Below are 17470 nucleotides of genomic sequence, written 5' to 3' on the forward strand. Positions count from 1 at the left end.
TCCACATTGTGTTGAGCTAAGGTTTAGTTATTCCCTACGGTGCGTGCTAATTTAGCTCCGCCGCCGCAATGGGCGGTTGATATTCACAAGCACAGGCAGGTCAATTTTGACAGGGTTTACAGGACATAAACGCCGCTGGATACTCGTTCTGGCGGTCATTGCGGCGCTTGCCGCGGCGGCCGTTTGGCACTTTCGCCATCCGGCGCCAACCGATTTCAAAACGGTGAAAGCCAGCAAACGCGATCTGCAGCAGAACGTGTTGGCGACCGGCCAGCTGGACGCGGTGCGCAAGGTTGACGTCGGCGCGCAGGTCAGCGGGCAGTTGGAAAAGCTGTATGTCGAGATCGGCGACAAGGTGAAGAAAGGCCAGTTGCTGGGCGTTATCGATCCGCAACAGGCGCAGAACAGCATCCGCGAAGGCGAGGCGACGCTGCGTGAACTGCATGCGCAACTGCTGCAGGCGCAGGCCGAACAGCAGCTGGCGGCGGTCACGCTGCAGCGCAACCAGGCGCTGGCCAAGCTGCAGGCGGTGTCGCGCCAGGATCTGGATCAGGCGGCGACGCAGCTGGCGGTGAAGAAGGCGCAGGTGGGCACCATCAATGCGCAGATCGCGCGGAACCAGGCCAGCCTGGATACCGCCAAGATCAACCTGGCCTATACCCGCATCGAGGCGCCGATGGATGGCGACGTGGTGCAGATCACCACGCTGCAGGGCCAGACGGTGATCGCGGCGCAGCAGGCGCCGAACATTCTGACGCTGGCGGATCTCGGCACCATGCTGGTGAAGGCGCAGGTGTCGGAGGCCGACGTCATCAACCTCAAGCCGGGTCAGAAGGCCTGGTTCACGGTGCTGGGCGATCCGACCCGGCGCTTCGACGGCGTGCTGAAAGACATTCAGCCGACGCCGGAAAAGGTCAACAACGCCATCTTCTATTATGCGCGTTTCGAAGTGCCCAACCCGGAAAGGCTGCTGCGCTTGCAAATGACGGCGCAGGTGCATATTCAGTTGGCCGGCGTCGAGCAGGCGCTGGTGATCCCGCTGGCGGCGCTGGGCGATCAGATCGCCGACAATCGCTACCACGTCTCGGTGCTGAAGCAGGGCAAGGAAGAGAAGCGCGAGGTGGCTATCGGCCTGCGCAACAATATCGACGTGCAGATCCTCAGCGGCCTCGAGGCGGGCGATGAGGTGATCGTCAGCCGCGGCGGCGTGGAGGCCGGCTGATGGCGGCGCTGTTGCAGCTGAGCGGCATTCGCCGCAGCTACCGTTCCGGCGAGCAGACGGTGGAGGTGCTGAAGGGGATCAGCCTGAGCATCGATGCCGGTGAAATGGTGGCGATCATGGGGGCCTCCGGCTCCGGCAAATCGACGCTGATGAATATTCTCGGCTGTCTGGACAAGCCGAGCGCCGGCGTGTATCGGGTGGCCGGGCAGGATGTGGCGACGCTGAGCGACGATGCGCTGGCGCAGCTGCGGCGCGAGCATTTCGGCTTTATCTTTCAGCGCTATCATCTGCTGCCGCACCTGAGTGCGGCGCACAACGTCGAAGTGCCGGCGGTGTACGCGGGGCTGGGCAAAGCGGCGCGGCGCGAGCGGGCGGAGGCGCTGTTGCGGCGTCTGGGGCTGGGGGAGCGCGTCAACTACCGGCCGAGCCAGCTTTCCGGCGGCCAGCAGCAGCGCGTCAGCATCGCCCGCGCGCTGATGAACGGCGGGCAGGTGATCCTGGCGGATGAACCGACCGGCGCGCTCGACAGCCACTCCGGCGAAGAGGTGATGGCGATCCTCAAACAGCTGTGCGCCCAGGGCCACACGGTGATCCTGGTGACCCACGATCCGGCGGTAGCGCGCCAGGCGGAGCGGATCATCGAGATCCGCGACGGCGAGATTATCGCCGATTCGCGCCCGGCACCGCAGGAGAATGCGCAGGCCAAGCCGCTGGCGCTGGCCGCGGCGGCGGCTTCCTGGCGGCAGGTGGGCGGCCGTTTCCGCGAGGCGCTGGTGATGGCCTGGCGTGCGATGGCGGCCAACAAGATGCGCACCGCGCTGACCATGCTCGGCATCATTATCGGCATCGCCTCGGTGGTGTCGATCCTGGTGATCGGCGACGCCGCCAAGCAGATGGTGCTGGCGGACATTAAATCCATCGGCACCAACACCGTCGATATCTATCCCGGCAAGGACTTCGGCGATGACGATCCGACCTACCGGCAATCGTTGAAATACGGCGATCTCGATGCGCTGCGCGAACAGCCGTACATCAGCGCGCTGTCGCCGAGCATCAGCAGCAGCATGCGGCTGCGCTTGGGCAACGTCGACGCGGCGGCTAACGTCAACGGCGTCAGCGAGCAGTTCTTCCGCGTGTACGGCATGAGCTTTACCCAGGGCGTCGGCATCGACTCGATGCAGGTGCAGTCGCAGGCGCAGACGGTGGTGATCGACGCCAATACCCAGCGGCGGCTGTTCCCGCACCAGAAGAACGTGGTGGGCGAGGTGATCCTGGTAGGCAACATGCCGGCGACGGTGGTCGGCGTTGCCAAGGAGAAGCAGTCGATGTTCGGCAGCAGCAAGACGCTGAACGTGTGGGTGCCTTACAGCACCATGGCCAACCGATTGATGGGCAACAATTATTTTGACTCGATCACCGTGCGCATCCGCGACGGCTACGACAGCAAGGAAGCGGAACAGCAGCTGTCGCGCCTGTTGACGCTGCGCCACGGCAAGAAGGACTTCTTCACCTATAACATGGACAGCCTGGTGCAAACCGCCGAGAAAACCACCCGCACGCTGCAGCTGTTCCTGACGCTGGTGGCGGTGATTTCGCTGGTGGTCGGCGGCATCGGCGTGATGAATATCATGCTGGTGTCGGTGACCGAACGCACGCGCGAGATCGGCATCCGCATGGCGGTGGGCGCCCGTTCCGGCGACGTGTTGCAGCAGTTCCTGATCGAAGCGGTTCTGGTCTGCCTGGTGGGGGGCGCGCTGGGGATTACGCTGTCGTTCGCCATCGGCCTGGCGGTGCAGCTGGTATTGCCGGGCTGGCAGATCAGCTTCCCGCCAGCGGCGTTGCTGAGCGCGTTCCTCTGTTCCACCGGCATCGGCGTGGTGTTCGGCTATCTGCCGGCGCGCAATGCCGCGCGGCTGAATCCGATCGATGCGCTGGCGCGCGAGTAGGTAACAGGCATAAAAAATGCCAGTCACACGGCGGCTGGCATTTTTATCGCAGTCACGCTCAGTGCAGCGCGACTTTGCCGGAAGCGTTTAGGACAGCGCCTCGCTTTCCACCGGCACAATAAGACTGGCATGGTTCCCTTTCGGCCCTTGATGCACGTCGAAGCTGACCTGCTGGCCCGCCTTCAACGTTCTGTAACCATCCATCTTGATGGTGGAATAATGCGCGAAAATATCTTCGCCGCCGCCGGCTGGGCAGATGAAGCCAAAACCTTTGGCGTTGTTAAACCATTTAACAGTACCCGTCTCCATGCTTTTACATCCCTCGCAACGCTATTTTAAGTGAGATGAATAACTGATTTCGCACCCGCCGTGGGCGGGTAGCAGGGTGGACAAGGGGTGGTTAAAAGACCACCAGCCACGAATTTACACTCTAGAGCAAATGATCGGGGCGTCAAGGGATCGGCTTTTGTCGGCGGGGAGCAGTTCACCAAAGTTTGAAGCAGGTAACGCTATTGCCACGATTCAGTCACAATTGGCCCGTTTTTTTGCGCACGTTACAGTGCGGCGGGACGAAGCCGAAGATGATAAAATAGTAACTATCCCCACTTTGAATAACCGAAACCTGCCCCCATATCTGAGGGCAGAGCAGAGAAGATGAGCAGCGATGGGCAATAACAACGACTGGCTAAACTTTGAACACTTGGCCGAAGAAAAACAAATCGATGCGGTAAAACCGCCGTCTATGTATAAAGTTATACTTAACAACGACGATTACACACCGATGGAATTTGTGATTGACGTTCTGCAAAAGTTCTTTTCTTATGATATTGAACGCGCAACGCAACTGATGCTCACGGTCCACTATCAAGGCAAGGCGATCTGTGGTGTTTTTACCGCCGAGGTGGCGGAAACCAAAGTCGTCCATGTGAACCGGTACGCAAGGGAGAACGAGCATCCGTTGCTTTGTACGCTGGAAAAAGCCTGAATAAGGCAATCTATTGGGGAGGTGCTTATGCTCAATCAAGAACTGGAACTCAGTCTCAACATGGCTTTCGCCAGGGCGCGTGAGCACAGACACGAGTTTATGACCGTGGAGCACCTGTTGCTGGCGTTGCTGAGCAACCCTGCCGCGCGAGAAGCGCTTGAGGCATGTACGGTGGATCTGGCCGCGTTGCGCCAGGAGCTGGAAGCCTTCATCGAACAAACCACACCGACGCTGCCCGCCGGCGAAGAAGAGCGTGACACTCAGCCGACGCTCAGCTTCCAGCGCGTGCTGCAGCGCGCGGTCTTCCATGTGCAATCTTCCGGCCGCAGCGAAGTGTCCGGCGCCAACGTGTTGGTGGCCATCTTCAGCGAGCAGGAGTCGCAGGCGGCCTATCTGCTGCGCAAACACGACGTCAGCCGTCTCGACGTGGTGAACTTCATTTCACATGGCACGCGTAAAGACGAGCCGGGCCAAGCGCCGAATGCGGAAAACCCGGTGAACGAAGAGCAGTCCGGAGGGGAAGACCGTATGGAAAACTTCACCACCAACCTCAATCAGTTGGCCCGTGTGGGCGGCATCGATCCGTTGATCGGCCGCGATCGTGAGCTGGAGCGCGCGATTCAGGTGCTGTGCCGCCGTCGTAAAAACAACCCGCTGCTGGTCGGCGAATCCGGCGTCGGCAAGACCGCCATCGCCGAGGGCCTGGCCTGGCGTATCGTGCAGGGCGACGTGCCGGAAGTGATGGCGGACTGCACGCTGTATTCGCTGGACATCGGTTCACTGCTGGCCGGCACCAAATACCGCGGCGACTTCGAGAAGCGCTTCAAGGCGCTGCTCAAGCAGCTGGAGCAGGATCAGAACAGCATTCTGTTCATCGATGAAATTCACACCATCATCGGCGCCGGCGCGGCTTCCGGTGGGCAGGTGGATGCCGCCAACCTGATCAAACCGCTGCTGTCGAGCGGCAAGATCCGGGTGATCGGCTCGACCACCTACCAGGAGTTCAGCAACATCTTCGAAAAGGATCGTGCCCTGGCGCGCCGTTTCCAGAAGATTGACATCACCGAACCGACGGCGGAAGAGACCGTTCAGATCATCAACGGCCTGAAGACCAAGTATGAAGCGCACCACGACGTGCGTTATACCGCCAAGGCGATCCGCGCCGCGGTGGAGCTGTCGGTGAAATACATCAACGATCGTCATCTGCCGGATAAGGCGATCGACGTGATCGACGAGGCGGGCGCCCGCAGCCGGTTGATGCCGGCCAGCAAGCGCAAGAAAACCGTCAACGTGGCCGATATCGAATCCGTGGTGGCGCGCATCGCTCGTATCCCGGAGAAAACCGTGTCGGCCAGCGATCGCGACGTGCTGAGAAACCTGGGCGATCGCTTGAAGATGCTGGTGTTCGGCCAGGATCAGGCGATTGAAGCGCTGACCGAAGCGATCAAGATGAGCCGCGCCGGCCTGGGCCACGAGCGCAAGCCGGTCGGTTCCTTCCTGTTCGCCGGGCCGACCGGGGTCGGGAAAACCGAGGTCACCGTACAGTTGGCCAAGGCGATGGATATCGAGCTGCTGCGTTTCGACATGTCCGAGTACATGGAGCGGCATACCGTCAGCCGTCTGATTGGCGCGCCTCCGGGCTACGTCGGTTACGATCAGGGTGGGCTGCTGACCGATGCGGTGATCAAGCATCCGCATGCGGTGGTGCTGCTCGATGAGATCGAGAAGGCGCACCCGGACGTGTTCAACCTGCTGCTGCAGGTGATGGACAACGGCACGCTGACCGACAACAACGGCCGCAAGGCGGACTTCCGCAACGTGATCCTGGTGATGACCACCAACGCCGGGGTGCGGGAAACCGAACGCAAGTCGATCGGCCTGGTGCAGCAGGACAACAGCACTGACGCGATGGAAGAGATCAAGAAGGTGTTTACGCCGGAGTTCCGCAACCGTCTGGACAACATCATCTGGTTCAACCATCTGTCTACCGAGGTGATCCAGCAGGTGGTCGACAAGTTTATTGTCGAACTGCAGGCGCAGCTGGATGCGAAGGGCGTCTCGCTGGAAGTGAGCGACGAAGCGCGCGACTGGCTGTCGGTGAAGGGCTACGACCGCGCGATGGGCGCTCGTCCGATGGCGCGCGTCATGCAGGAAAATCTGAAGAAACCGTTGGCCAACGAACTGCTGTTCGGCTCGCTGGTGGACGGCGGCTCCGTGAAGGTCGAGCTGGACAAGGACAAGAAACAGCTGACCTACCACTTCCTCAGCGCCGCCAAGCGCAAGGCGGACGAGGGCGCGGTGCACTAAGGCCGCCTTCAGGCAAAGAAAAAGCGATGCTTCGGCATCGCTTTTTTTATGGGTGAGATTCACCGTACAACAGAAACGAGTGAGCCCTCTCAGTTTACCTGCGCACCTGCAACCCGTTGTGTAACGTCGCTGCGGGGGTAAACGGAAAGGGCTCCCGAGGGATTACATCCTCGATGCCGCCAACGTGTGGCGCGCGGTGAGCCGATTAACGGCTACGGAAGACAATGCGGCCTTTGCTCAGGTCGTACGGGGTCAGCTCTACAGTGACTTTGTCGCCCGTCAGGATGCGGATATAGTTTTTACGCATTTTACCGGAGATGTGTGCGGTTACCACGTGCCCGTTTTCCAATTCAACGCGGAACATGGTGTTCGGCAGCGTATCAAGAACGGTGCCCTGCATTTCAATATTGTCTTCTTTGGCCATCGAATCCTCTAGGTCTAACTACCTTAGTTTTTAACCGGCAAGATAATGCCGAAAAACCCCCATTATGTAAAGATGTGTCGGTGAACATTGCACCGTTTCCACCAATTAGTTTACTGGAGAGGGCGGTTCAGCCGGCTGTGGGGATATGACTTGCGGCTCCCAGCACGCCGGCGCCAAAGGCCGCCGTTGAAGGGTGCTGAGCTGCTGCAAAAATTGACGGCGCGGAATTTCACGCGCGCCAAGGCGGGCAGTGTGAGCGTTCAGCACCTGGCAGTCAATCAATTCCCCGCCATAAGCGGCAAAATGGCGGCAAAAGGCCATCAATGCGCATTTTGAGGCGTTGGTGACGCGGCTGAACATCGATTCGCCGCAGAACAACGCGCCCTGCGCCACGCCATACATGCCGCCGACCAGTTGATTATCCTGCCATACCTCCACCGAGTGCGCGTAGCCGAGGCGGTGCAGATGCTGATAGGCGCGCTGTACCTCCGGGCCGATCCAGGTGCCTTCATCCGGCCGGTGGGCGCAGGCGGCGATCACCGCGGCGAAGTCGTGATTGAGCGTGATGCGAAACGGATCGTGGCGCAAAAAGCGTTTCAGGCTGCGGTTGAGATGAAACTCTGTCGGGAACAGCACCGCACGCGGATCGGGCGACCACCACAGGATGGCTTCCCCCGGCGAATACCAGGGGAAGATGCCGCGCTCGTAGGCCGCCAGCAGCCGCGGCGCCGTCAGGTCGCCGCCGATAGCCAGCAGGCCGTTAGGGTCGCGCAGGGCGCTTTCAGGCGAGGGGAACGCCAGCGACTGTGGGGAAAGCTTCACGATGCGCATACGGGGTCTCTGCGTCCTCTACGGGCCGATTACGGCGCCAGGTTGCTGATACGGTTGCGAAAGCGGGCATAGCGGCCCTGCCGGCGCATCAGGGTGGCGTGATCGCCCTGTTCGACAATCCGGCCGTCGTCCATTACGCAAATGCGGTCGAGATGCTCCAGGCCGTACAGACGGTGCGTCACCAGGATCAGCGTTTTACCCTGACAATGCCGGCGCAGCAGCGCCAGGATCTGCTGCTCGGTTTCGGCGTCCAGCCCTTCAGTCGGTTCGTCGAGCAGCAGCAGCGGGGCCGGGTGCAGCAGCGCGCGGGCGATGCCCAGGCGGCGCTGTTCGCCGCCGGACAGCTGTCGGCCGCCTTCGCCCAGCCAGGCGTTCAGCCCGCCGTCGCTGTCCAGCAATTTATCCAGCCCCACCTGCCGCAGCACTTCGCTCAGGCGAGCGTCGTCGGCATCCGGCGCGGCCAGCCGCAGGTTTTCCTGCAGCGTATCGCTGAAGATATGCACCCGCTGGCTGACGACCGTGGTCATCCGACGCAGCGTGGCTTCATCATAATCCTCCAGCGGTTCGCCGTTGAGCAGAATTTTTCCGCCGTCGGTGCGCCAGGCGCGGGTCAGCAGCTGCAGCAGGGTGGACTTGCCGCAGCCGGTGCGGCCGAGCAAAGCGACGTGTTCGCCGGCCGCGACCTCGAGCGAGACGTCGCGCAGCACCGGCTGCGGTTGGTCGGGGTAGGTGAAGCTCAGCTGCTGCAGGCTAAGCTGAGCCCGATCGGCGGCGGCCGGGCCGGCGGCCGGGAAGGTGACCTCCGGCTGACGATCGATGATCTGCTTGACCCGCGTGGCGGAGGCAATGACCTGGCCGAGGTGCTGGAAGGCGCCGGCGACCGGCATCAGCGCTTCGAACGACGCCAGCGCGGCGAAGACAAACAGCGCGATCAGCGCGCCGGGCTGGGTATCGCCGCCGATGCCGGCGGCGGTCAGCCACAGCAGCAGCGTTACCGTCAGCCCGCTGGCGAGGATCATCAGCGCCTGCGCCATGCCGCTCAGCGAGGCCTGCTGCCACTGGCGGCGTTGCCACCGCTGTTCGGTGGCGTTCAGCGTCTGGCGGAAGTCGTTGACGGCGCCGAACACCACCAATTCCGCCTGCCCCTGCAGCCAGGCGGTCAGGCCGGTGCGGTATTGGCCGCGCAGCGCGGTAAGCTGGCCGCCGATCGGCTTGCCGGCGCAATAAAACACCGGCGGCACCAGCAGCAACAACAGCAACAGGATGCCGCCCAGCGTCAGGGCGAGTGCAGGATCCAGCCAGCTCAGGCCGTAGGTGACCACCAGGATCACCACCGCTGCGCTGATCAGCGGCGAGATCACCCGCAGATAAAGGTGATCCAGCGTGTCCACGTCCGCCACCAGGCGGTTGAGCAGCTCGGCCTGGCGGAAACGGGCGATGCCGCCCGGCGTCAGCGGCAGGATCTTGCTGAAGGTGAACACCCGCAGATGCGACAGCACGCGGAAGGTGGCGTCGTGGCTGACCACGCGCTCGGCATAGCGCCCGGCGGTGCGGAAGATCGCCGCGCCGCGCACGCCGGCGGCCGGCAGCATGTAGTTAAAGGTCAGCAGGCCCGCCAGTCCGGCCAGCGACGAGGCGGCCAGGAACCAGCCGGAGAGCGCCAGCAGGCCGATGCTGGCCAGCAGAGTGACGATCGCCAAGAGGATGCCGAGGCTAATCAGCAGGCTATGGCGGCGGTACAACGCCAAAAACGGCAGCAAAACGCGCATGATTAAAGCTCCCCGCGGCGATGGGCGATCAGAGTGGCGAACAGGCCCGGCTGGGCGCTGAGGGTGGCGTAATCGCCCTGTTGCACGATGCGCCCGTTATCCATCACCCAAATCTGATCGTAGTCTTCGGTGTCTTCCAACTGGTGCGTCACCAGCAGGGTGGTTTGCTGATGCGAAGCGGCGTTCAACGCCTGCATCACCCGCTGCTCGCTGTGGGCATCGAGGCTGGCGGCCGGTTCATCCAGCAGCAGCAGGCGGCGCGGGCCGATCAGTGCCCGGGCGACCGCCACGCGCTGCGCCTGGCCGACCGACAGGCGGGCGGCGTTGTCGCCCACTTCGGTGTCGAGCCCCTGCGGCAGATAAGGGAGCAATTCGCTGACGTAGGCGTGTTCCACCGCCTGCTGCAGCTGCGCTTCGTCGGCCAGCGGGCAGCCCAGCAGGATATTGGCGCGCAGGGTTTGCGCCGGCAGGTGCGGGTTCTGACCGACCCAGCTCAGCTGCTGGCGCCAGTTTTCTGCGGACAGGTCACGCAGCTCGACGCCGTTGACGGTCAGCGATCCGCGATAGGGCAGGAAGCCGAGCAGCAGATTCAGCAGCGAGCTTTTACCGGCGCCGCTCAGCCCGACCAGCGCCACGCGCTGCTGCGGTTGCAGGGTGAAGCTCAGCGGCCCGGCCAGCAGTACGCCGTTCGGCGACAGGATTTCCAACGCGTTCGCCTGCAGCGTCAGCGGTTGATCGGCGGGCAGTTGCCGCGTGCCGTTGCCCATCTGCTCGCCTTCTGCGCTGAGGAAGGTTTCCAGCGCTTCCGCCGCGCCGACCGCCTGCGCCTTGGCATGGTAGAAGGTGCCGAGATCGCGCAGCGGTTGGAAAAACTCCGGCGCCAGAATCAGCACCAGAAAACCGGAAAACAGCGTTACCCCGAGGCCGTAGCTGCCGAAGTTGAGTTCGCCGAGGTAGGAAAAGCCGAAGTACACCGCCACCACGGCGATGGAGATCGAAGCGAAGAACTCCAGCACGCCGGAAGAGAGGAAGGCCATGCGCAGCACTTCCATGGTGCGGCTGCGGAAGTCTTCGGAAGATTTGGCGATCTGCGCGGTTTCGGCCTGCGCGCGGTCGAACAGCCGCAGGGTGTCCAGGCCGCGCAGGCGGTCGAGGAAGTTGCCGCTCAATCGCGCCAGCGCCACGAAGTTGCGGCGGTTGGCGTCGGCGGCCCCCATGCCGACCAGCACCATGAACAGCGGGATCAGCGGCGCGGTCGCCAGCAGAATGATGCCTGCGGCCCAATTGATCGGGAAGACGGCGATCAGGATCAGCAGCGGGATGAAGACCGCCAGATACATCTGCGGCAGATAGCGCGAGTAATAGTCCTGCATATCCTCGATCTGCTCGACGATGATGCTGGCCCAACTGCCCGCCGGTTTGCCCTGGATCCAGGCTGGCCCGAGCTGCTGCAGCTTATCCAGCACCTGTTGGCGCATGCGCTGGCGGATCACCTGGCCACACCGGAAACCGACCCGTTCCCGCAGCCAGCTCAACAGCGCCCGCAGCGCGAACGCGGCTGCCAGCCAGATAAACGAAGGGATCAGCTGTTCGCGCGGGGTATGCTCGATGATCAGGGCGTGCAGCAGGCTGGCCAACAGCCACGCCTGCGCCACGATCAGCAGGCCGCTGAACAGCCCTAACAGCATGGAAAGGCGCAACCAACGCTGCGCTAACGAACTCTGGGTTTTAAGCCAACGGGTTAACTGTTGCTGTCTGGTTTTTTTCATCAGATATGCGTCTGCGTCGCCGGCGCCCGTTTGTTACGGGCTGGGTTAACGTACTGTTAAATAATAGTGTTTGGCGCAATCGGCGACAAACAAGCGAGGCCCCATGTTACCTCGTCACCCGGCAGACTGAAAATAATAAAGCGGCCAAATGTGGCTATAACAGACGCGAGAAGGGGAGTACGGAGGGGGGAAACAAAAAAAGCGGCTCGAGAGCCGCTTTTTGCTGATGAAGAGAACGTTTTAGCAGACTTCTGCGCCGGCGATGCCGTCCAGGTAACGCTCCGCGTCCAGCGCCGCCATACAGCCGGTGCCGGCGGAGGTGATCGCCTGGCGGTAGATGTGATCCATCACGTCGCCCGCGGCGAACACGCCGGGGATGGTGGTTTGGGTCGCATTGCCGTGAATGCCGGACTGCACTTTGATGTAGCCGTTTTCCAGCTCCAGCTGGCCGCCGAAGATGCCGGTGTTCGGGCTGTGGCCGATGGCGATGAACACGCCGGCCAGTTCCAGTTCACGGGTTTCGTTTTCCGCTTTGGTGCTGCGGATACGCACGCCGGTCACGCCCATTTCATCGCCCAGCACTTCGTCCAGCGTATGGTCGGTGTGCAGCACGATGTTGCCGCTTTTCACTTTTTCCATCAGCCGGTCGATCAGGATCTTCTCCGAGCGGAAGCTGTCGCGGCGGTGGATCAGGTGAACCTCGGCGGCGATGTTGGACAGGTACAGCGCTTCTTCAACGGCGGTGTTGCCGCCGCCGACCACCGCGACTTTCTGGTTGCGGTAGAAGAAGCCGTCGCAGGTCGCACAGGCGGAAACGCCTTTGCCCTTGAAGGCCTCTTCGGAAGGCAGGCCAAGATAGCGGGCGGAGGCGCCGGTCGCGATGATCAGCGCGTCGCAGCTGTATTCGCCGCTGTCGCCGAACAGGCGGAACGGACGCTGCTGCAGATCGACGCTGTTGATGTGATCGAAGACGATTTCGGTCTGGAACTTCTCCGCATGCTCGCGCATGCGCTCCATCAGCGCCGGACCGGTCAGGCCTTCGGCGTCGCCCGGCCAGTTTTCCACCTCGGTGGTGGTGGTCAGCTGGCCGCCTTGTTCCATACCGGTGATCAGCACCGGGCTCAGGTTGGCGCGCGCCGCGTAAACGGCGGCGGTGTAACCGGCCGGGCCGGAGCCCAGAATCAGTAATTTGCTATGTTTAGCCGTGCCCATGAATAACCTCTTTATTCCACAATGGCGGACAATGAAGCCGATTGTAGGGAAAATGACGCAGTAAAAAAAGCGCCGGGCGACGTTGTTAACGATTTGTATGATAGCTGTCGCCTATTAATGCACCCGCTGTCGGCAAATCGTACGCCGAACGCAGAAATTTACCTTATCAAAGTCGCATTAGGCCGCTGAATCGCCAAGCGCGCAAAAACGGCGCATTCTGCGACTTAGGCCGCTCCCTGCCGGGGTTTATCTGCCAGCGATTCATAACCAAAAATGGGATGCAGACTTTTCGTGACGGTACGTTGTTCTGATTTTGCTTCTTTTACTTTGACAATCCGCTGCGCATTTGCGAAAACATCATAGGAAGAAGAAATTATCCCCGTAACACCAGCAAATCGTACGTATTTGCGCCGCGAGGCGGCAATGCGCGGTGGATGTGCGGAGCAGGGCGCGCAAGCGTTTGCTGATTTTTTCTCGACCTTAACGTCGTTACCGACGCCGCGCGGGGTTGGACAGACAGGCTGCGCGGCGTGGAATGATGGTAGTGAAGAAGCATATGACAGGCATCGGGTCTTCGCTTGGAACGAACCCTTACACATTGACGTTGGCTAGGGTGTGGCAAGTGCACGGAAGAAAATAAGAGAGACAATAATAATGGCAGACAACAAGAAACGCCCGGGTAAAGATCTTGACCGTATCGACCGCAACATCCTGAATGAGCTGCAGAAGGATGGGCGTATTTCGAACGTCGAGCTTTCGAAGCGCGTGGGGTTATCCCCGACACCATGTTTAGAACGCGTGCGCCGTCTCGAGCGCCAGGGTTTCATTCATGGCTATACCGCATTGCTTAACCCGCATTATCTGGATGCGTCCCTGCTGGTTTTCGTGGAGATCACGCTGAACCGCGGCGCGCCGGATGTGTTTGAGCAATTCAACTCGGCAGTGCAGAAGCTTGAAGAGATTCAGGAGTGTCATCTGGTTTCCGGTGATTTCGACTACCTGTTGAAAACCCGCGTACCGGATATGTCGGCTTACCGTAAACTGCTGGGCGAAACCTTGCTGCGTTTGCCGGGGGTCAACGACACCCGTACCTACGTAGTGATGGAAGAAGTGAAACAGAGTAACCGTCTGGTTATCAAAACACGGTAAGGTGCAGGTGCAAAACCTGATTAAATTGGTTACACTCCTGTTTATTCATACAGTTTCGGCGCCGGGGAAGCTTCTCGGCGCTGTTGCTATGTCAGCTAACAGGAACCTGGAGAGCCTTTCTTGAGCCAGGAATATACAGAAGATAAAGAAGTTACCCTGAAAAGACTCAGCAGTGGCCGGCGTTTGCTGGAGGCTGTGCTTATCGTGGTAGCGATTTTTGCCGTTTACCTCATGGCTGCGCTGGTCAGTTTCAACCCGTCTGACCCAAGCTGGTCGCAGACCGCGTGGCATGAGCCGATTCACAACTTGGGCGGCGGTGTTGGGGCCTGGTTGGCCGACACGCTGTTCTTCACCTTCGGGGTGCTCGCCTACGCGATACCGCCGATCATGCTGGTTCTGTGCTGGGCGGCCTATCGCCAACGAGCCAACAGAGACTACGTCGACTATTTCGCGCTCTCCCTGCGCCTGATCGGCACCCTGGCGTTAGTGCTCACCTCCTGTGGGCTGGCGGCGCTGAACGTTGACGATCTCTATTACTTCGCTTCCGGCGGCGTGATCGGCAGCCTGCTGAGCAACGCCATGTTGCCATGGTTCAACGGCATCGGCGCCACGCTGGCGCTGCTGTGCGTGTGGGCGGCGGGGCTGACGCTGTTTACCGGCTGGTCCTGGCTGGTGATCGCCGAGAAGATCGGCGGGGCGGTGCTGGGCGTCGCGACCTTCATGACCAACCGTTCGCGTCGCGAAGCGCGTTATTTCGAGGATGACGAGCGTTACGTTGACGGCGAGCCTGAGCAGGCAGGGAAGGGCGCCGCCGCAGCGGTTGCCGCGACCGCCGCCGGAGCCGCAGCCGCCGATGACGACGTGTTGTTCTCTGCGCCTTCGGTCACCGAAAGCGCCAAAGAGGCGGCGGAAGACGCCGCCGATCCGTTGCTCAGCGGCCTGCGAGCCGACGATGCTGAGGTTGAAGCCGACGCCGCGCCAATCGCGCCGGCGGCTTCGCCTGCACCGGCGGTGAAGGCAGAGATCCACGAGCCCGTTGCAGCGCCGATCGCCGCTCAGGCGCCGTCGGTAACGATGGCACCGGCCGCGCCGGCTTCGGTCAATCAGCACCCGGTGAGCGCCCCGGCGCAAGACGCCACGCCGCCGCTGTACTCCTTCGAAATTCCGGAAGAAACGCCTGCACCGAAGGCGACGCGCCCTGTCGATCCTTATCAGGATGACGATGAGCCGCGTCTCGGCAATTGGCAAGAGCCGGCTGCGCCGCAGCCGCCGGCGCGTTCTCCCTTTGATTTTACCGCCGCGCAGCGCGACAGCGCCGACGTCAGCGGAGCGGGTGGTTTCAGCGCTACCGGTGCCAAGCCACAGCTGGATACGGCAGCCGCTGCCGCTGCGGGCGCCGCAGCGGCGACCTTCATGCCGGCCTTCACGGCCACCAGCGACGGCAATCCGCAGGTTAAGCAGGGCATCGGCCCTGAGCTGCCGCGGCCGAACCCGGTGCGCATCCCGACCCGTCGCGAGCTGGCTTCTTACGGCATCAAGCTGCCTTCGCAGCGTGCGGCCGAGCAGGAACAGCGCCAGGCGGATCCTCAGCAGCCGACGGCGGTGAGCCCGCAGGAAGAAGAGGCGCTGCAGGAAGCCGCGCTGCGTCAGGCGTTTGCCGAGCAGCAAAGCCAACGCTACGGCGAAAGCTACGCGCCGGAGCAACAAGATGACGAGAGCGCCCTGCAGGAAGCCGAGCTGAGCAAGGCGTTTGCCGAGCAGCAGAACCAACGCTACGGCGAAGGCTATCAACAGGACGACGAAGAGGCGCTGCAAGAGGCCGCGCTGCGCCAGGCGTTCGCCGAGCAGCAGCAGGCGCGCTACGGCCAGCAAGCGCCTGCTCCGCAAGCGCCGGCCGCCAGCCCGGTCGATACCCGCAATGCTTTCAGCTTCTCGCCGATGGCGGATCTGGTGGATGATGGCCCGAGCGAGCCGATGTTCACGCTGTCTCCGCAGCTTGAAGAGCGCATTGAACAGCAAAGCGAGCAACAGGACGACGTGCCGTTCGGCCAGTTTGAGCCTGCGGCGCCGGTTGCCCAACCTCAGCAACCGCACTCGCAGCCTCAGCAATACCAGCAGCCGCAGCAACAACAGTATCAACAGCCGTCGCAGCAGCAGTATCAACAGCCGTCGCAGCCATATCAGCAGCCACAGCAACCGGTGCAGCAGCCTCAGCAAACTCAGGCCGAGCAGCATCCGGCGATGGACAGCTTGATTCACCCGTTCCTGATGCGCAACGATCAGCCGCTGCAGAAGCCGACCACGCCGCTGCCGACGCTGGATCTACTGACCGAGGCCCCGAAAGAGGTAGAACCGGTCGACTCCTTCGCGCTGGAACAGAAGGCGCGTCTGGTGGAGGCCAGCCTGGCCGATTACCGCGTGAAAGCCGACGTGGTAGACATCCTGCCGGGGCCGGTCATCACCCGCTTCGAGCTGGATCTGGCGCCGGGCGTTAAAGCGGCGCGCATTTCCAACCTGTCGCGCGATCTGGCGCGCTCGCTGTCGACGTCGGCGGTGCGCGTGGTAGAAGTGATCCCCGGCAAGCCTTACGTCGGTCTGGAGCTGCCGAACGCCAAGCGGCAAACGGTGTACCTGCGCGAAGTGCTGGATTGCCCGGCCTTCCGTGACAACCCGTCGCCGCTGTCCATCGTATTGGGTAAGGACATCTCCGGCGAACCGGTGGTGGCCGATCTGGGCAAAATGCCGCACTTGCTGGTCGCCGGTACCACCGGTTCCGGTAAGTCGGTCGGGGTCAACGCTATGATCCTGAGCATCCTGTATAAAGCCACGCCGAAAGAAGTGCGCTTTATCATGATCGACCCGAAAATGCTGGAGCTGTCGGTTTACGAAGGCATTCCTCACCTGTTGACCGATGTGGTCACCGACATGAAAGATGCCGCCAACGCGCTGCGCTGGTGCGTGGGGGAAATGGAACGCCGCTACAAGCTGATGTCTGCCCTGGGCGTGCGTAACCTGGCCGGCTACAACGAGCGCGTCGATCAGGCCGAAGCGATGGGGCGTCCGATCCCGGATCCGTTCTGGAAGCCGACCGACAGCATGGACATCACGCCGCCGGTGTTGGAGAAAGAGCCGTACATCGTGGTGATGGTCGACGAATTCGCCGATCTGATCATGACGGTCGGCAAGAAGGTCGAAGAGTTGATCGCTCGCCTGGCGCAGAAAGCGCGTGCTGCGGGTATCCATCTGGTGCTGGCGACCCAGCGTCCATCGGTGGATGTGATCACGGGTCTTATCAAGGCCAACATCCCGACGCGTATCGCCTTTACCGTGTCGAGCAAGATCGACTCCCGCACCATCCTCGATCAGGGGGGCGCCGAGTCCTTGCTGGGTATGGGCGACATGCTCTATCTGGCGCCGAACTCCTCGATTCCGGTGCGCGTGCATGGCGCATTCGTGCGCGATCAGGAAGTGCACGCGGTGGTCAAGGATTGGAAAGCGCGCGAGCGGCCCCAATATAAAGAGGGCATTCTCAGCGGCGGCGAAGACGGCGAGGGCGGTGCCGGCGGTGGTATGGACGGCGACGAAGAGCTGGACCCTTTGTTTGACCAGGCGGTGGATTTCGTGGTGGATAAACGCCGCGCCTCCATCTCCGGCGTACAGCGCCAGTTCCGTATCGGCTATAACCGCGCGGCGCGCATCATCGAACAGATGGAAGCGCAGGGCATCGTCAGCGAGCAGGGGCACAACGGCAACCGCGAGGTGCTGGCGCCGCCGCGGCACGATTGATGGTCGTTTAGCCATTGCAATTCAATAAGAAAGGGCCGCTTAAGCGGCCCTTGTGCAAAGAAGCGTAAAC

Annotated in this window: 12 protein-coding genes; 6 read left to right on the top strand and 6 right to left on the bottom strand. The window is 61.8% G+C overall.

All coding sequences use genetic code 11. The features are described from left to right. Window positions 1-106 precede the first annotated feature (106 nt). Both macA and macB read left to right on the top strand, forming a co-directional pair. A complete protein-coding gene (gene macA / locus ACJ8PI_RS04165) occupies window positions 107-1222 on the top strand; it encodes a macrolide transporter subunit MacA (RefSeq protein ID WP_033637836.1) in 1116 nt (371 codons plus the stop codon). After that, complete coding sequence (gene macB / locus ACJ8PI_RS04170; protein ID WP_039566730.1) at window positions 1222-3168, top strand: macrolide ABC transporter ATP-binding protein/permease MacB; 1947 nt, start codon at window positions 1222-1224, stop codon at window positions 3166-3168. Before macA ends, macB begins: the two co-directional genes overlap by 1 nt. A gap of 87 nt (window positions 3169-3255) precedes the next feature. Here macB and cspD read toward each other — a convergent pair whose 3' ends face one another. Then, the gene (gene cspD / locus ACJ8PI_RS04175) at window positions 3256-3477 is read right to left on the bottom strand and encodes a cold shock-like protein CspD (RefSeq protein ID WP_004928349.1); all 222 of its coding nucleotides are present in this window, start codon (window positions 3475-3477) and stop codon (window positions 3256-3258) included. A 355-nt stretch (window positions 3478-3832) separates the two neighbouring features. Between cspD and clpS the strand changes: the two genes are divergently transcribed. Then, the gene (gene clpS, locus ACJ8PI_RS04180) at window positions 3833-4153 is read left to right on the top strand and encodes an ATP-dependent Clp protease adapter ClpS (protein ID WP_004928347.1); all 321 of its coding nucleotides are present in this window, start codon (window positions 3833-3835) and stop codon (window positions 4151-4153) included. Between the two features lie 27 nt (window positions 4154-4180). Further along, entirely contained in the window at window positions 4181-6460 is a 2280-nt protein-coding gene (gene clpA / locus ACJ8PI_RS04185) for an ATP-dependent Clp protease ATP-binding subunit ClpA (protein WP_025302261.1), read from the top strand. 205 nt (window positions 6461-6665) lie between these two features. Here the strand turns inward: clpA and infA are convergent, their stop codons facing one another. The 5 genes from infA to trxB all read right to left on the bottom strand — a co-directional run bounded on the left by infA (window position 6666) and on the right by trxB (window position 12465). After that, entirely contained in the window at window positions 6666-6884 is a 219-nt protein-coding gene (gene infA, locus ACJ8PI_RS04190) for a translation initiation factor IF-1 (RefSeq protein ID WP_002211347.1), read from the bottom strand. A gap of 105 nt (window positions 6885-6989) precedes the next feature. Continuing rightward, window positions 6990-7715, bottom strand: a complete 726-nt coding sequence (gene aat / locus ACJ8PI_RS04195; protein ID WP_033637838.1) for a leucyl/phenylalanyl-tRNA--protein transferase — start codon at window positions 7713-7715, stop codon at window positions 6990-6992. A 29-nt stretch (window positions 7716-7744) separates the two neighbouring features. After that, window positions 7745-9484, bottom strand: coding sequence for a heme ABC transporter ATP-binding protein/permease CydC (gene cydC, locus ACJ8PI_RS04200; protein WP_164134099.1), 1740 nt, complete (start codon window positions 9482-9484; stop codon window positions 7745-7747). A gap of 2 nt (window positions 9485-9486) precedes the next feature. Next, window positions 9487-11253: a heme ABC transporter permease/ATP-binding protein CydD gene (gene cydD, locus ACJ8PI_RS04205; protein WP_164134100.1), complete on the bottom strand. Its 1767-nt coding sequence runs from the start codon at window positions 11251-11253 to the stop codon at window positions 9487-9489. 240 nt (window positions 11254-11493) lie between these two features. Further along, window positions 11494-12465, bottom strand: a complete 972-nt coding sequence (gene trxB, locus ACJ8PI_RS04210) for a thioredoxin-disulfide reductase (RefSeq protein WP_033637844.1) — start codon at window positions 12463-12465, stop codon at window positions 11494-11496. A 654-nt stretch (window positions 12466-13119) separates the two neighbouring features. Between trxB and lrp the strand changes: the two genes are divergently transcribed. Together lrp and ACJ8PI_RS04220 are read left to right on the top strand one after the other, a co-directional pair. After that, entirely contained in the window at window positions 13120-13614 is a 495-nt protein-coding gene (lrp, locus tag ACJ8PI_RS04215) for a leucine-responsive transcriptional regulator Lrp (protein ID WP_004928318.1), read from the top strand. Window positions 13615-13734: 120 nt separating this feature from the next. After that, window positions 13735-17400 (top strand): DNA translocase FtsK 4TM domain-containing protein, encoded by a 3666-nt coding sequence (locus ACJ8PI_RS04220; RefSeq protein ID WP_164134101.1) that lies wholly within the window; start codon window positions 13735-13737, stop codon window positions 17398-17400. Window positions 17401-17470 lie beyond the last annotated feature (70 nt).

Source organism: Serratia sp. CY82433, from assembly GCF_052166535.1.
GTDB classification, from domain to species: Bacteria; Pseudomonadota; Gammaproteobacteria; order Enterobacterales; family Enterobacteriaceae; genus Serratia; species Serratia sarumanii.

What these genes read in the sequence shown, in the direction of transcription:
- macB (WP_039566730.1), top strand. Translation starts at nt 1,222, where the DNA reads ATGGCGGCGCTGTTGCAGCTGAGCGGCATTCGCCGCAGCTACCGTTCC.
- cspD (WP_004928349.1), bottom strand. Translation starts at nt 3,477, where the DNA reads ATGGAGACGGGTACTGTTAAATGGTTTAACAACGCCAAAGGTTTTGGC.
- clpS (WP_004928347.1), top strand. Translation starts at nt 3,833, where the DNA reads ATGGGCAATAACAACGACTGGCTAAACTTTGAACACTTGGCCGAAGAA.
- clpA (WP_025302261.1), top strand. Translation starts at nt 4,181, where the DNA reads ATGCTCAATCAAGAACTGGAACTCAGTCTCAACATGGCTTTCGCCAGG.
- infA (WP_002211347.1), bottom strand. Translation starts at nt 6,884, where the DNA reads ATGGCCAAAGAAGACAATATTGAAATGCAGGGCACCGTTCTTGATACG.
- aat (WP_033637838.1), bottom strand. Translation starts at nt 7,715, where the DNA reads ATGCGCATCGTGAAGCTTTCCCCACAGTCGCTGGCGTTCCCCTCGCCT.
- cydC (WP_164134099.1), bottom strand. Translation starts at nt 9,484, where the DNA reads ATGCGCGTTTTGCTGCCGTTTTTGGCGTTGTACCGCCGCCATAGCCTG.
- cydD (WP_164134100.1), bottom strand. Translation starts at nt 11,253, where the DNA reads ATGAAAAAAACCAGACAGCAACAGTTAACCCGTTGGCTTAAAACCCAG.
- trxB (WP_033637844.1), bottom strand. Translation starts at nt 12,465, where the DNA reads ATGGGCACGGCTAAACATAGCAAATTACTGATTCTGGGCTCCGGCCCG.
- lrp (WP_004928318.1), top strand. Translation starts at nt 13,120, where the DNA reads ATGGCAGACAACAAGAAACGCCCGGGTAAAGATCTTGACCGTATCGAC.